The organism is Pseudochelatococcus lubricantis (assembly GCF_042432495.1).
GTDB classification, from domain to species: Bacteria; Pseudomonadota; Alphaproteobacteria; order Rhizobiales; family Beijerinckiaceae; genus Pseudochelatococcus; species Pseudochelatococcus lubricantis.
On the sequence record NZ_JBHLXC010000016.1, the window covers coordinates 1 to 13969 of the forward strand.

General features: G+C 58.5%; 15 protein-coding genes. 14 read left to right on the forward strand and 1 reads right to left on the reverse strand.

Features of this window, described 5'->3' with window-relative positions; translation table 11 throughout:
- Positions 1-522: 522 nt before the first annotated feature.
- Complete coding sequence (locus ACFFJ7_RS18855; protein ID WP_377594432.1) at positions 523-1332, forward strand: ankyrin repeat domain-containing protein; 810 nt, start codon at positions 523-525, stop codon at positions 1330-1332.
- Between the two features lie 494 nt (positions 1333-1826).
- Complete coding sequence (locus tag ACFFJ7_RS18860) at positions 1827-3422, forward strand: tetratricopeptide repeat protein (protein ID WP_377594434.1); 1596 nt, start codon at positions 1827-1829, stop codon at positions 3420-3422.
- A 352-nt stretch (positions 3423-3774) separates the two neighbouring features.
- Here ACFFJ7_RS18860 and ACFFJ7_RS18865 read toward each other — a convergent pair whose 3' ends face one another.
- Complete coding sequence (locus ACFFJ7_RS18865; protein WP_377594436.1) at positions 3775-4530, reverse strand: hypothetical protein; 756 nt, start codon at positions 4528-4530, stop codon at positions 3775-3777.
- Positions 4531-4956: 426 nt separating this feature from the next.
- Here ACFFJ7_RS18865 and ACFFJ7_RS18870 point away from each other — a divergent pair, with 426 nt between their 5' ends.
- The 12 genes from ACFFJ7_RS18870 (at position 4957) to ACFFJ7_RS18925 (ending at position 13794) form a co-directional block, all read left to right on the forward strand.
- Positions 4957-5334 carry a helix-turn-helix domain-containing protein gene (locus tag ACFFJ7_RS18870; protein ID WP_377594438.1) on the forward strand — a complete coding sequence of 126 codons (378 nt, stop codon included), beginning with the start codon at positions 4957-4959 and terminating at the stop codon, positions 5332-5334.
- Between the two features lie 37 nt (positions 5335-5371).
- Positions 5372-5545, forward strand: a complete 174-nt coding sequence (locus ACFFJ7_RS18875) for a hypothetical protein (RefSeq protein WP_377594440.1) — start codon at positions 5372-5374, stop codon at positions 5543-5545.
- 376 nt (positions 5546-5921) lie between these two features.
- A complete protein-coding gene (locus tag ACFFJ7_RS18880) occupies positions 5922-7475 on the forward strand; it encodes an exodeoxyribonuclease VII large subunit (protein ID WP_377594442.1) in 1554 nt (517 codons plus the stop codon).
- A gap of 62 nt (positions 7476-7537) precedes the next feature.
- Complete coding sequence (locus tag ACFFJ7_RS18885) at positions 7538-7783, forward strand: hotdog family protein (RefSeq protein ID WP_377594444.1); 246 nt, start codon at positions 7538-7540, stop codon at positions 7781-7783.
- Positions 7784-9136, forward strand: coding sequence for an AAA family ATPase (locus ACFFJ7_RS18890; protein ID WP_377594446.1), 1353 nt, complete (start codon positions 7784-7786; stop codon positions 9134-9136). It begins immediately after the preceding gene.
- Between the two features lie 98 nt (positions 9137-9234).
- On the forward strand, positions 9235-9669 hold the full coding sequence (locus ACFFJ7_RS18895) for a hypothetical protein (RefSeq protein WP_377594449.1): 435 nt from the start codon (positions 9235-9237) through the stop codon (positions 9667-9669).
- A gap of 114 nt (positions 9670-9783) precedes the next feature.
- A complete protein-coding gene (locus ACFFJ7_RS18900) occupies positions 9784-10194 on the forward strand; it encodes a hypothetical protein (RefSeq protein ID WP_377594452.1) in 411 nt (136 codons plus the stop codon).
- A 19-nt stretch (positions 10195-10213) separates the two neighbouring features.
- The gene (locus ACFFJ7_RS18905; RefSeq protein ID WP_377594454.1) at positions 10214-10489 is read left to right on the forward strand and encodes a hypothetical protein; all 276 of its coding nucleotides are present in this window, start codon (positions 10214-10216) and stop codon (positions 10487-10489) included.
- Positions 10490-10734: 245 nt separating this feature from the next.
- Positions 10735-10980, forward strand: a complete 246-nt coding sequence (locus tag ACFFJ7_RS18910; protein ID WP_377594457.1) for a type II toxin-antitoxin system Phd/YefM family antitoxin — start codon at positions 10735-10737, stop codon at positions 10978-10980.
- Positions 10977-11423, forward strand: coding sequence for a PIN domain-containing protein (locus tag ACFFJ7_RS18915; protein WP_377594460.1), 447 nt, complete (start codon positions 10977-10979; stop codon positions 11421-11423). The genes ACFFJ7_RS18910 and ACFFJ7_RS18915 overlap by 4 nt, the downstream gene beginning before the upstream one ends.
- A 695-nt stretch (positions 11424-12118) precedes the next feature.
- The gene (locus ACFFJ7_RS18920; protein ID WP_377594463.1) at positions 12119-12370 is read left to right on the forward strand and encodes a hypothetical protein; all 252 of its coding nucleotides are present in this window, start codon (positions 12119-12121) and stop codon (positions 12368-12370) included.
- A 215-nt stretch (positions 12371-12585) separates the two neighbouring features.
- A complete protein-coding gene (locus tag ACFFJ7_RS18925; RefSeq protein ID WP_377594465.1) occupies positions 12586-13794 on the forward strand; it encodes a tyrosine-type recombinase/integrase in 1209 nt (402 codons plus the stop codon).
- Positions 13795-13969 lie beyond the last annotated feature (175 nt).

Here is a 13969-nt window from a genome sequence, read left to right on the forward strand (position 1 = left end):
GAGCAGCCCGGTAGCTCGTCAGGCTCATAACCTGAAGGCCGCAGGTTCAAATCCTGCCCCCGCAACCAGAAAACTCAAACAAAAACAACAGCTTAACCCGCCCGCAAGGCGGGTTTTGGCGTTTAAACGCCTACAACCACCTAGAACCAAAATAGACGTTTAGAACCAACGAGTTCCAAAATCTCCGCCGTCCAGAACCATTTGCGACAAATTCCTCCGTGGCACACGCGTGGCACACGGCGCGGAACAAACGGTCATAAAACGTTCCCCGTATGGCCAGGCGCCGGAAAGGTGATTCTCCCGCCGAGGTTGGTCGAATCGGACCAGGCGAGCCTTGCGGGCCACGGACGCCTGACTTCGGTCGTTTGACGCGGTCCGATTGCTCGAATAGAGTTCCTGGCGCGGACAAGCCGCATCCGGACTCGCGGAAAGGGCAGAGCCCACTTGTACTGAAAACATGAGTGTCCCAGCCTTTGTGCAGCCGAATTGCGAGTCGTCGGCGTCAGATGCACGGAGGTTTTGATGAAATCGCTTCCCAGCCGGCCCGACATCGATCACCTCAATCGCCAGGCGAAGGATCTGCTTGCGGATGTCAGGCGCAGCGCGCCGGAGGCCATCGCGCGCGTCCGCTATGCCTTGCCCGCCGCCGCAGGCCAAGATGCCGCCGCGATCAGCCGATTGGAACTGCGTCTGCACGACGCGCAGTCCTGCATCGCCCGGGAATACGGTTTTGAGTCATGGGCCGAGCTCAGGGCCTATATCGATGCCAGCTGGACGCATCATGTCGATTCCGCCGCCTTGGCGACCGCCTTTTGCGGGCTGGTCTATGCCGGTGACATCACCGGCGGCACGAACCACGCCAGACCGCAGGCCGCCGCCAGACTCCTGACGGATCATCGGGACCTGCTCGGGCGAGACCCCTGGATCGCCTGCGCGGGCGGAAACATCGAGACGGTCCGCCGCCGGATCGAGGCGGACGCGTCTTGGGTCGACCGGACCGGTGGTCCGCTCGATCTGACCCCGCTTGTCGCCACCACCCATTCGAGCCTGCTTCGCGTCGATGGGTATAGAGAGCGGCTGCACGCAGTGGCCGATCTGCTGCTGAAGGCGGGGGCCGATCCGAACCGGAGCGTGGCCAGACGCTGGACGGCCTCGACTGATGCGTCGCCTCGGGAATGGCGGGCCTCGGCGCTTCATGGCGCGGTCGGCGTGAACTTCGATCCGGACCTCACGCGCTGGCTGCTGGCGGCGGGCGCCGATCCGAACGACGGCGAGTCTCTTTATCACTCCCTGGTGCGCGGCGACAACTACGATGGCCGGCTCTTATCCTGATCGTCGCGCTATAGACGGGGTGGACCTGCGAACGCCCGAGCGGGCGGCCGCGAGCATCGCCGCAACGGTCGCCCGCTATTCTGGCATCCTCCAGGGCGGTTCAGGGCAACGAAGAACCGTCAGAGGAGGCCATTCCTGCTGACCGCAATCTGACAGGCTACTCCCTGATCTGTTGCATGACGAATTCGTTTGGTGATTGAAATAAAGGAAGCAGAGGAGAAAATGGGGAAACTCCATCGTTCAGAAATCTAAGAGATGTAAGGAAACCAAACATGCTTGGTGAAATCACGACATAATACAACTTCAGTTCGATGAAGAGCTCTCCCATTTGATGTACGGCACTCATATTATGGAAATTCGACCATTAGAACCGCACTCAGTGTCATAGTTACTACAAATCACCGGTCTACCATAGAATTTATCTGTAAATTTAGGCGGTTAAGCTTATCTATGCAGACATAAAATGTTGGTACTTCTTCGATGAAGGGGATGCTATGAGCGGTTTGGATAACTCCAATGAAAGTGAGAATGGTCTTGCAGTCGCGGACCAAGCTAAGGTACGCGCAGCATACGTGAAAGCTGCTGCGGCCGGCGATGCGGAAGCCATGCACAGGCTGGGCGTCCTAGACGAAAAGGGGCAATGCCTTCCCGCTCCTGACTATGTAGGGGCTCGTAAATGGTACGAGAAGGCCGCCGCAGCAGGCAATGCCGAGGCAATGCTCGATCGGGGCGCGCTCGACGTGAAAGGCCTTGGCTTGGTCGAACCTGACTATGCAGGGGCTCACCACTGGTTTGAGAAGGCTGCCACCGCCGGCCACGTCCACGCGATGCATAATCTCGGCATGCTCCACTTTCATGGTTTGGGCCTAGCTTCGCCAGATTACGCCGGAGCTCGCACTTGGTTTAAGCGGGCTGGTGACGCCGGCGACGCAGTGGCAATGTACAATGTGGGCTATCTTGACGAGGAAGGTCTGGGCCTTGCCGCTCCGGACTATGCAACGGCCCGCAACTGGTACGAGAGGGCCGCCGCTGCCGGTCACACCGATGCCTTTGTCAATCTTGGCAAGCTGGACGTAAATGGCCTTGGCCTTGCCGCACCGGAGTATGTCAGCGCCCGTGCGTGGTTCGAGCAGGCTGCTGCGGCAGGACATGTCGACGCTATGCTCTGTCTGGGCTGGTTCAATGAAAATGGACTGGGCCGTGCTGCACCGGACTTTGGCGCAGCCCGTCACTGGTACGAAAAGTCTGCAATTTCTGGTAACAGCTTGGCCATGTATTGCTTGGGCCAACTCGAGGAGCAGGGGTTTGGCCTTGCTGCACCCGACTATGCCGCGGCTTGGAACTGGTATGAGAAGTCCGCGGCGACCGGCGACGCCGAGGCCATGGTCAGGCTGGGTGTACTCTATCAGGAGGGGCTGGGCGTCGCGGAACCAGACTATGTCAAGGCGTGGCATTGGTTCAAGGAAGCTGCAGCAGCTGGCAACAGCTCCGCTATGTTCGCTCTGGGCACACTTTCTCATGATGGGATCGGTCTCGCCGCACCTGATTTTGCCGCGGCGCGGTACTGGTACGAGAAAGCTGCGGCTCTCGGCGATGCCGATTCCATGACGATTTTGGGCGCTCTCTCTCAGAATAGTATGTCTCCCCATGCGTCAGACTATAGCTCTGCTCGCGCCATGTACATGAGGGCGGCATTCGCCGGCAGTCACGAGGGGATGTTCAATTTGGGTTCGCTGTATGCGCAAGGTCTTGGTCTTTCTGCGCCGGATCATGCGAAGGCCCGCGAGTGGTACGAGAGGGCAGCTAACGCTGGTTCCGTACCAGCCATGTTCAATCTGGGCATGTTTTATGCCTCAGGCAGCGACTATACCGTGCCGGACTATGCCAAAGCCATTCACTGGTACGAGAGGGCTGCTGCCGCGGGCAGCGCTCCGGCCATGAATAGTCTGGGAGCGCTGTATGCGCAAGGGCTTGGCATTCCTGCTCCAGATCATGCCAAGGCCCGCAGCTGGTTTGAGAAAGCCGCAGCGGCTGGTGACGCCAACGCCAAGAAAAATCTGGCCAGCCTCTACGAAGATCGGCAAACTTAAGACTTGCTAGTTTGCGTAGAGACAATATTCAGTTCGTGCATCGTGGTAGATTGTGATGGTCGAACTGCTTTTTACTGAGAGAGGAAGATGCTGCGGATCTCGCTGTATTTAATACGTATAATTTATAAGAACATCCGTCAGGGCGCACGCCCTGACGGATCGATAATCATACTTCTGGCGGGATGGCTTGCCCGAACGAAGTGGTTGATAGTATTAAATATTAAAGTAAATTTATTGTATTGGATGCATACATATCGTCGAATGAAATATCACGTAGCGCTTTATGTTCCTGAAGGCCTGCAAGGAAGTATAATTTCTTTGCGACTGGGCAGAGGCAGAAAAAATCGATAACTTATTCAATATTTTCGCATATTGCTGCAGAGTAGCGAATAAACTCAAAGCTTGCTCCGGATCCTCTTATTCTTTCGCAGATATAGCGGTCGTCAATTGTACGATAGAGCCTAAGCTCTTTCCATGGAGCGCCGGGCCAATACTCATTTGACACTTCTGCCAATATTTTTCCGTAAAACAGCAAAGAGCTATCGTCATTGCGATCGACACAGCGCGACTCGAATCCGGGCGGTACCTGGGAAAGGTCAGCGCCATCGTCGACGTCGGTCCATTCCGCTTGAGGAAGCACTTTGTCGATGGCGCTTTGCCAATCTGAGTTACGAATGACAGAAAGAAGAGCGTGATTCTGTACACACCAGAATTCGTCATCATCCATTAGTTCACCTTCGACATGCTGATCATTTATTATATCGCAATAGTATATCTCAATATCAGTGTCACCGTACTCATCCAGTTCCCGATATGGATATATTGTAAAATCAAATGCGGAAGTATAAGTTCTATAATCTTCCGCAATATCAAGCCAGCTGAACTCAATCAGCAAGCCGCATTCTGATTCAAGCGATGCATGTCCGTATACCTTTGAATAGAATCTTACGTCAGGATCATATTTTTCATCCTCATCACATAGCATTAGATCGCGATCATTCTCATATTTCTTAAATATGGATTCATTTACAACGACTCGTGTCGCCGAAAATTTGATTTTCTTCAGCTCATTCAGAGTCATTTTTCTGGTGTCTTCAAGTGCACGCATTCTCGATCATTCCAAAGCTTAAATGGTTGCTGAGATTGCGGGAATGAATTGAAAGGCTGTGCGCAAGGAATTAAATCAGCTTGCTTGAGCGTGGTTCCCTATGGCAATTTCTCTCTTCAACAGCAAGAATTGAAATATTTAGATGCTGTCGCAATTAAAAATTACGAAATGCCATTGTCGCGCAAAATAATCGTCCACCTAATGCATGTCAAGCGCCTGTTGGAGAATTTTTCGTCGGCACTTTCAAAACCACGACAAACGTAAGTCGTCGTAAAGCCTCGGTTCGCTCCCCTTCAGTAGGCATCAGCCAGCCTCCAAGGGCCGTGTCCGGTATAGGTTCCCATGTTTTAGGGGCCGTGGCAGTTGACATCTCCGACGAAATAGAGAAACTTACCTTACGTAAGATTTTAGTTCGGAAGTGGAGTGATGATGATGTCCCCTCGCATACAGATCGGCGAGCTTGCCGCACGTGCCGGCGTTACCCATCGCGCTATCCATCATTATGAGAGTTTGGGACTCCTGAGCCCCGATGATCGCCATGAAGATGCCTACCGCTATTATGACGAATCTGCCCTCGAACGGTTGAAGCTGATCGTTGCTTTGGTACAAATTGGCCTCAGCCTTGAGCAGATCGGATTTGTCATTGATATGTATTGCGAAGACCCCGCCGCCATCGATGATCACGACAACGTCTTGGAAACCCTTGGGGAGCATCTCGTCAAGGTAGAAACGCAACTTGCCAGCCTCGACGCGTTCCGGAGCATTCTCAAGGCGAGGATCGCCCTGGTGGAGCAGGCCCGTTAGCTGCATGGGCGGGACAAGACGGAGCAGGGGGAGGCCGGTGCCGGATCATCGCTTTGATGCCGGTGTATTGCCGAATGCGACGCTGTCGGGAACCTCGTCCTCGCCGGCCGCGGCGGCTGGATGCGTGGAGTTACAAGTGACCCGGTTGAGCGTAAAAAAACAGAAAAAGAAAAATAAAACCTATAATAAAATGAAAAAAAATAAAATGTAAAATAAACTAAAAAACCCCATTAGAAAAACAAAAAACAGAAAACACAAGAAAAAAGAAGAAAAAGAAAACGGTCAGAAAGACGCTGACAGCGGTATGACGGTATCCGGCCGTCGTCACTCGCGTCCATGAGGGCGCAGAGCCGCATCACCCGCGATACCGTCGGGCGTACGGCTCATCCGTCAGCCGCACCGCCGAGGGCAGGCGGGGGACTTCTCCCCTCGCAGCCCATCCGCGCTCTCCCCGCACTGCCTTTCCCTCTCACCTCCGCCCCGCCGGCGTTTCGCCGCTGCGATCGACACGACGCGCCCGTCTCCGCCTGACGCGGAGGCGGCGCATCGCGCCGTCGCCCGCGCCGACGTCCTTTCGAGGAAATCACTTGTCCATTCTGCCATCCCTTCTCAATTCTCCCACCCCGTGGCCGCGCGTTGACGAGCCCGTTCCCGTCGCCGACACCGTCGGCTCCGATCCGCCCGCCGTCCTGCCACTCCACCGGCTGCTGTCGCTCATGGACGGCGCCATACGCGCCGTGACAGCCGACTGGACGGCCGGCGTCTGGATCACCGGCGAGGTGACGAAGGTGAACGCGCGTCATCACGGCTGGTTTGCCGAACTCGTCGATCCCCTACCCGGAAAAAGTCACTCCGCCTGTCTTGGCGTACGAATCGGGCCGCAAGTCGTTGAGGAAACATCACTTGCGACGGGAATTGCGGTCACGCCAGACCTGATCGAGGGCCAGGCCGTGACCATGCGCGTCCGTCTGCGTCTTGACCTGCGGCATCAGCTGACGGCGCAGGTCCTGGAGATCGATCCCCTCATGACGCCCAGTCTGCGGGCCGCCGCGGCGGCGAAGCTGCTGGGCGAGTTGCGCGAAGGCGGCCTCCACGATCTTCAGCGCAACCTGCCGACACCGCGCGATGTACTTCATCTGGCGCTTGTCTGCCCGGACGCTTCCGCCGCGCGCGGCGATGTCGACGCGGTGTTGACCCCCTTCATCGCAAGGCGGCTGCTGGTCATGGATACTCACACCATCCGCTTCGAAGGTCCGGCAGCAGCCGGTGACCTGGTCGAGACGCTCGGGATCATCGCGCGCCAGACCTGGCGCCCCCGCGCCGACGCCGTCCTGATCGTGCGCGGCGGCGGCAGCGCGGTCGGTCTGGCCAGTATCGAGACGCGTGCGGTCGCCGAACACATCGCGCGTATGCCGATGCCGGTGGTGCTCGGCATCGGACATGCGGCTGATAGAGGCATCCTCTCGGAGATCGCCTGGAAATCCTGCACCACGCCGACGAGCGCGGCGACAGCCGTGCGCGACCTGATCGTCGGCGCGGCAATGACCGCACACGACAACGCCGCCACCATCGCCGCCCTCTGCCGCGAGCGTATCGCCATGCAGGAGACAGCCTGCCGGAGCGTCACCGATGTGATCCGCCACGCCACGTTTCGGGCGCTCAACGAACAGACAAAGCTGCTTGCCGACCGCGATCACGGCATCGAGACGGCGATCGCGCGGCTCGACGAAAAGCTGGTCGCGCTCGACGCCGATATCGACCGAATGGTCGCAGGAATGCATGCGCAGGTGTCAGGAACGAACACCGTGTTCGACCGGCACCTCGAAGATCTCGATCGCATGTCCCGCACGGCTCGCGGGCGAGGCGCGATGCTGACGATGACGGCGGAGCGCGATGTTGCCAGCCGGGCAGCGGAACTCGCGCAGGCTCGGCTATCCCTGTCGCAGCCTCCTGTCCCGCATGTCTCCCCCATGGCCGAGGCAGCCCCGGTCGTCGTCAGGGCGCCGGACGGCACGATCGTCATGAGCGCCTGTCGGGCTCGTGACCGGCCGCTGACGCTGCAGTTTCACGATGGCGCGGTCCCGGTCGTGCCCCACCGCGCCGCGATTACCCGATCGGTCACTGACGTGCCGGCGTCATGATCCGACCAACCCTTCTCCGGCTTCACCACCCTCACCCCCGATCAGAGCAAGGATCCTTTGCCATGTCTTCCAACGACAATATCAACCCCGACACCGTCAACACCCCTCCGTCTTCCGAGTTTCCCTCCTATGCGGCGGCCTATGCAACCCTGGAGTTGTGTGTTTCCCGGATGAACCGGGCAGGCCCCGGCGACATCGAGGAAGCGGATGCGGTGATCCGCGAGGCGGGGCGCGCCTTGGCTTTCTGCCGCGCGCGCATCGAGGAAATCCGCGCAGCCTGCAGCCGGAACCTTGCGGAGCTGTCCTGAATGATGCCTCCCCTGACGACACCTCAGTTGACCCGGCCACCACTCGTCATCCGGCTGACGAGGGATGCCTCCCGGCAAGCCGGGACATCGGCCATTCCCGCCCCGGCGCAGCCGGACGACACGGAGCCGTGGCTCACTGCCGACGAGACGGTGTTCGATGAGCGAGCACCGGAAGTGCTGGCCGCTCCCCTCGATGATCGCAATCTGTCCGACGCACAGCGGGAGGCGGATCCGACGCCGCTCTCTTCCATGCATACACCTCCACCGCCACCCCCCGCATCCTCCGGCCCGCCGGCTGTCGACGGGCCTGCTATCCGGCTCTTCGATCCCTCCGCCGCACGCGACGCCTGCGCCGGCGACCGGGACAACCCCTTCGAGGAGGATGAGCGAGGCGCTCTGCTCGAGAAAATGGCCACCGACACGGCGGCAGGATACCGTACGCTGGCCGTCCCGCAGGTGCAGCAGGTAGCCGCGCTCCGTGCACTGGAGACGACGACACCGCACCTTGCGGCGGTCATTGCCGTCGTCGCAGATGCGGCCGAGGCCGCCATGCGGCGAGGCGCGGGCTTTGCCTGTCCTCCGGTGCTGATTGCCGGACCGCCCGGCGTCGGCAAGACACGAGTGATCGGGCGGATGGTGGAGATTCTGGAATTGCCGTCGATCGTTCTCGACGGCGCCTCCATGGACGACACCGCCGCTCTGGCCGGGCACTCCCGCTCATGGCGGGCCTCCCGCCCGGGCACGGTGGCGAAGGAGATGATCCGCGGCAAGGTCGCCAACGCGGTGCTCGTCATCGACGAGATCGACAAGGCCGAGGCCGACCGGCGTTACGGCCCGACAGTCTGGCACGTCCTGCACGGGCTTCTCGAGCCGGAAACGTCTCGACGGTGGGAGGACAGCTGCCTCGAGATCGCGATGGACATGTCGCATATCGTCGTCATGGCGACGGCCAACGAACTCGCCGACATCCCGCCATCATTGCTCGACCGGTTCCTTGTGATCACCGTCGACGCGCCCGGGGACAGCGACCTGGCGTTGCTCATCCAGGCGGTGAGTGCGGGCGTCGCGGCCGGCTTCAATATCACCGATACGCCGCTCGCCCCCGGCGTGCTTCCGCTTCTCGCCGGCCTGCCGCCCCGGCGCCTGCGCACCATCCTCAGTCTCGGCTGGGCGAGGGCGCTCGCCGCGGGGCGGGACAGCCCCGGTGAAGCGGATATCCGGCACGGCATCCGCCTCGCCGGTGCCGCACGCAAGCATCCTATCGGCTTCTCCATCGGAAGACGGTCTTCGTCTCCGGCCGTACGAAGCATCCCATCTCCCCTTGATTCAAATGCAGAAAGGAAAACTCTATGATCAAATCCGCTTATGCAGCAAGCCAGTCCGATGCTGCTGTTATTGCCGTGCCGCCATCTTTCTCCCGGTCCCGCGTCTTCGAAAGGCTGGCCGTGGTCATGGCGGCTGGCGATCCGGCCTGGCCGCGCGTCGAAGCCATCCTGAGACCGCACCTGCAGAACGGCCGGACGGCGCTGTCAGTCTGGCCGGTCGCCGGCGAGACCGCACATGAAAGGGCGCAGGATCTGATTGCAGCGTTTCAGGCGCTTTTCGGCATGGTCTGGGGCGACATGGTCGATTCAGTCCTGATCCTCGGCAATGACGGACTGTTTCCCAAGGGTCTGGATCTGTTCCTGGACAACGATGTCAGGAAATCGCTGTTTTCCATTCCCGCCCCCCTGCTGATCGCGGGACCGGCGCAAGAGGCCCCCGACTTTGGCGCGAGCGGCTGGGAGGGCCTGCGCACGCCCGTGGCGATGGCTCAGGCGATCGCCGCCACGGTCGCGCAATACCCGACGATCCTTGAGGCGGCATATGGAAAGAACAAACCATAAACAAACATTGCTGTGGCAGGTTCCGACCCGCCACTCCGCCCCGCGAACCCATAACCGACGCCCCGGCATGACCGGGGCGTTCGCATTCAACGCCCGACATAAGGAAAGCAGTCCATGACAGAATTCTTCAATCGTGATCCGGTCGATCTCGCGCTCCTGGCCGAGCCGCACCGGGCCGCTGCTCTGGAAAACGATCCGCGCGAGCGCTATGCGCTGCGCGCGCTGCTGACGGTTTCGTCGGTATCGATGGCGGCAGCCGGACCGAACAAAAGAAACGAAAAAATTTTTCTCGCGGGATTCTGGAAACGAATCCAATGCCGACCGCCAACTATGCCGCATGACTCCGCCGGGACGGCGCAGGCCGGCATTGCCGGTCCGCCGCCGCATCGTCGGCCAGCAGGCGAACGAATTCGACTGTCCGCTCGATCCGGTCAGCCGGGAGCGGCTGGCGCATTCATCGGTGGCGTCGGTCATCGTCGTTTCGGCGCACAGGGCTGCACACCTCGACGGCGAAACGGCCGCTGACAGAATCGGCGAGGTGGCGGTGGCGTCCACAATCTCAATCCCATGGGGTGATGACGGAAAAGCCATCCCCGCGCCCCTGCTGCAACCGGCACCCTTCGACCTGTCGCTCTCCCTCGCCGAGATCGTTCCGGCGGCTCTCGATGACCGGGGCGTGGCGGTTTCCTCGGGTGCCTTGTGGTTCTGTTCACCTGCCGGCCGGGGACCGGCAGAAGCGCGGGAACTCGTTCCTGTTACGCTTAGCGATGTCGTGGCCGCTGTCCGGAAGGCAAAGGTGTTGCAGGTTACTGACCCTTGAGGCTCTCCGCGGCATGCTGCGGGCGGAAATCGAGCTCAAGCTCGGCGCGCGACCCGGTTCGATCGGGTTTACCTGATGCATGGGACAGTACCACATATAATGTCATTGAAGGTCGTGAGGCTTGGCGGATTCCTTTACACCGGCCGCAGCCGCGGGTGACGAATCTGCAACGGTTGTGGAAAAGAGTTGTCTGCGGGGAACCGCTCTCTTATAATAGTGAATATTACTACTATCAGGAGACCAGGATGGAAGAAGCAGTCTCGGCGGCGGATGCCAACCGCAAATTTTCCCTGATCCTGCGGCACGTGCGGGAGGGCCGCAGCTACGTGGTGACGAGCCACGGCCGTCCCGTGGCGCGCATCGTTCCGGCCGATCGGCATGAGAAGGGACGGGCAGGAGCTTGGGGAATGTTGCTGTCCCGTCTCGCAGGGCAACCCGTCGTGACCGCCGAACGCTGGACACGTGACGATCTTTACGAGGACGACCGGTGAAGGTCGCCCTCGACACGAATTTTCTGGCCTATGCGGAAGGCGTCAACAGCGAGGAGAAGCGCGATATCGCGCTCGATCTTCTACGGCGCCTTCCATCCGATGCGGCCGTCATTCCGGTTCAGGTGCTCGGAGAACTGTTCAATGTTCTCGTTCGCAAGGCCGGGCGACCGCGGGTCGCGGCGCGGAGTGCCTTGCTCGGCTGGCGTGACGCGTTTCCGGTGATGGAGACGTCGGTGGTCGCCATGCAGAAGGCTTTCGATCTGGCGGCAGATCATCAGTTTGGCATCTGGGACGCGGTTATCCTGGCGGTGGCTTCGGATGCCGGCTGCCGTCTACTCCTGTCCGAAGATATGCAGGACGGCTTTACCTGGGGCGGCGTAACGGTGGTCAATCCATTCCCGGTGGAGCGAAGCCCTCTTCTGGATGCGTTGCTTGAGGATTGAGCTGTAGAGCCTGATCCTCATGAGGCACCTTGTTCCCCGATTGGGGACGGGCATGCTGTTGCCCCGGTTGTCTTGCGCAGGACTATGCCATTGACTGTGCCTGCATCGCCTTCCTGACCTCGCGGCCGTATCGCCGGCTGGGTGCAAAATTCCTGCCAGCCTCAGAAGCGGGATGGTTTGTGCCTTCAGGGCACGAATCAGACGTAACGTGTGATTCGTGAATGTCTGCGCATGCCGGTTTGATGAAATGGCCCCCATTTGGAGGCTTCGACCTGCGGTGGGCATGGGGATGTAGTGATATACGAATCTAACGTTTCGTACGATTCGTATCGATGAGGAGCGCGGGCGGCTATTTTTCAGCGCTGTCGCGGCGCACGAATCAAACGTTACGTATGATTCGTGCTTGCATATGCGCCTGAAAGCCGCCTTGCGAGAGGCTTTCGGTTGTGCGTGTCAAGAGAAAATAGAGGAGTTAGGGAAAATTGACCCAATAATGAAAGAGAAATATCGTGATCTCGAGCAGAACAGCGCCTTTTGGATGTGATCTTAGAGGAGTGCCATGCTTGAATTACGAAAAAAATCGTTAGCAGCGAAGAATTCTATTTTTATCCTCCTGTGATGATTTAGAATGATGTCGTCAGCGCATGTGAATGCTGACGCTCAGCCCACAAATCGTAGAGGAGCCTACTATGAATATGAATGATGCGACCCCTCCCGAGGATGACTCCGACCTGGAAACGCTCGACCTTCTGCATGGGGCAGAGGAGATCGCCGCTTTCCTCTACGGCGACCGGCGCTACGCGCGCCGCGTGCGGAACCATGCCGAAAACCAGAACCTCCCGATCTTTCCCGTCGGGAAGGTTTTGCACGCGGCGAAACGCGACCTGATCGACGATATCAGAGATAAGAAAAATAGAAATAAAAATAAACATAAACATAAAAAATAGATATAGTTTAAGTCAAAATTGAGCCATCCTATCCGATCTATTCATCAGAAAGGCCGAGTTAATATGAGAAATTCGGCAAGACATACATCATCCAGAACGACATCATCTTTCGGCTCAACAAAAACAGGAGCGGCTGGAGTCGTTGTCAGAATCCAGCCGTTTCTGAAAGCAGACCAAGAGGAACTTGCTTATGTAACGATGTCTAGAGAAAGAAAATGGCAATTATCAGAAAAAGAACATGGACAACAAAATCTAAGGTAGAAAAAACTGCCTGGATTGTGGACTTTGTCGACAAAGACGGGGTCCGCGGTCGGCGGCAATTCTCGCGTAGAAGCAAGGCAGACAAATTCCGGATCGAGCTGGAAGAAAGCCTCAAAAAAGGCCTGACCACCCTCAGCCTGAAATCGCCTCTCGCCGATGTCGCCGACGAATATTTGAAATCCTGCGCACAGAGAGTCGAAGAAGGCTCGATGACAAAACACAATTTTGTCGTGTACGAGGGGCATGTCAGAAACTACATCATACCGGATCCGAAACGGCACGCAAAAGGCCGCATGCCGTCACGCATGAAGAAGATTCGCGAAGGCATGGGCGAGTTGAAGGCAGGCGAGGTGGCGCGGTCCGACGTGACCGGATTCAGGGACCAGTTGCGCGACGCCGGCGTATCGGTCCAGACGACACGAAAAATCCTCAGCACCCTGAGGCAGATATGTGCGTTTTCGATCGAGAAGGGGCTCATGGTAGCCAACCCCGCCGATGAGGTCCGCGTCATCGGGCGTCGCGACGAGGCGTACAGGAAAGTCACGATTCCGCCTGCCGAAAGTGTCCGGCGTGTGCTCGACGCGGCGCATCCCGAGATGCGCATACGCCTCCTGTTTGCTGCCGCTACCGGCGTCCGCGCCGGAGAGCTGCACGCGTTGACCTGGCAGCAGATCGACTGCACGCGAGGAATCGTCACGATTGACAGGCGTATCGATGTCTACGGCGTCGTCGAGGTCACCAAGACCGTGGCGGGAATGCGCGAGATACCGATGGGTCAAAGGCTGGCTGCTGCCCTGGATGAGTGGAGGAAGAAGCTGCAGCGTGCGTCGCCTGATGATCTCGTGTTTGCGGATACGAGCGGTGATCCGTTGCGACACGACGTCATGATCAAGCGCTGGTATAATCCGATATTCTCGTCTTTGAAGAAGGTGCATGCGGAAGATCCGATCCGGAATGCGCCGCCGCCGAAGCGTTTCCGCTGGCACGATCTGCGGCACTTCGCCATCTCGTCCTGGATCGCCGCTGGCCTGCCGCCAAAAGCGATCCAGACTTTTGCCGGTCATTCCAGTCTGCAAGTGACCATGGACCGTTATGGCCATCTTTTTCCCGACGACAAGCACCACGCTGCGATGAGCACTGCTCTGGACAGGCTCCATGGTTAAAAAGGTCATCGCTTCCATGAAACGATGACCTTCTTTAGCTTCGTGAATCCAATCTGATTTCATTGATAGGGCGCTTCCTTCCGATCGGAATACGCTCTCAGATTTTGCTAGCGCTCGTGGACAAAGGTTGACTGCTGAATCCGATTTTGATTTAAGGCTTCTATTTGGAGGCCGT

Excerpts from the sequence above, each read along its gene's own strand:
- ACFFJ7_RS18855 (WP_377594432.1), top strand. The coding sequence starts at position 523 with ATGAAATCGCTTCCCAGCCGGCCCGACATCGATCACCTCAATCGCCAG.
- ACFFJ7_RS18860 (WP_377594434.1), top strand. The coding sequence starts at position 1,827 with ATGAGCGGTTTGGATAACTCCAATGAAAGTGAGAATGGTCTTGCAGTC.
- ACFFJ7_RS18865 (WP_377594436.1), bottom strand. The coding sequence starts at position 4,530 with ATGCGTGCACTTGAAGACACCAGAAAAATGACTCTGAATGAGCTGAAG.
- ACFFJ7_RS18870 (WP_377594438.1), top strand. The coding sequence starts at position 4,957 with ATGATGATGTCCCCTCGCATACAGATCGGCGAGCTTGCCGCACGTGCC.
- ACFFJ7_RS18885 (WP_377594444.1), top strand. The coding sequence starts at position 7,538 with ATGTCTTCCAACGACAATATCAACCCCGACACCGTCAACACCCCTCCG.
- ACFFJ7_RS18890 (WP_377594446.1), top strand. The coding sequence starts at position 7,784 with ATGATGCCTCCCCTGACGACACCTCAGTTGACCCGGCCACCACTCGTC.
- ACFFJ7_RS18895 (WP_377594449.1), top strand. The coding sequence starts at position 9,235 with ATGGCGGCTGGCGATCCGGCCTGGCCGCGCGTCGAAGCCATCCTGAGA.
- ACFFJ7_RS18900 (WP_377594452.1), top strand. The coding sequence starts at position 9,784 with ATGACAGAATTCTTCAATCGTGATCCGGTCGATCTCGCGCTCCTGGCC.
- ACFFJ7_RS18910 (WP_377594457.1), top strand. The coding sequence starts at position 10,735 with ATGGAAGAAGCAGTCTCGGCGGCGGATGCCAACCGCAAATTTTCCCTG.
- ACFFJ7_RS18920 (WP_377594463.1), top strand. The coding sequence starts at position 12,119 with ATGAATGATGCGACCCCTCCCGAGGATGACTCCGACCTGGAAACGCTC.
- ACFFJ7_RS18925 (WP_377594465.1), top strand. The coding sequence starts at position 12,586 with ATGGCAATTATCAGAAAAAGAACATGGACAACAAAATCTAAGGTAGAA.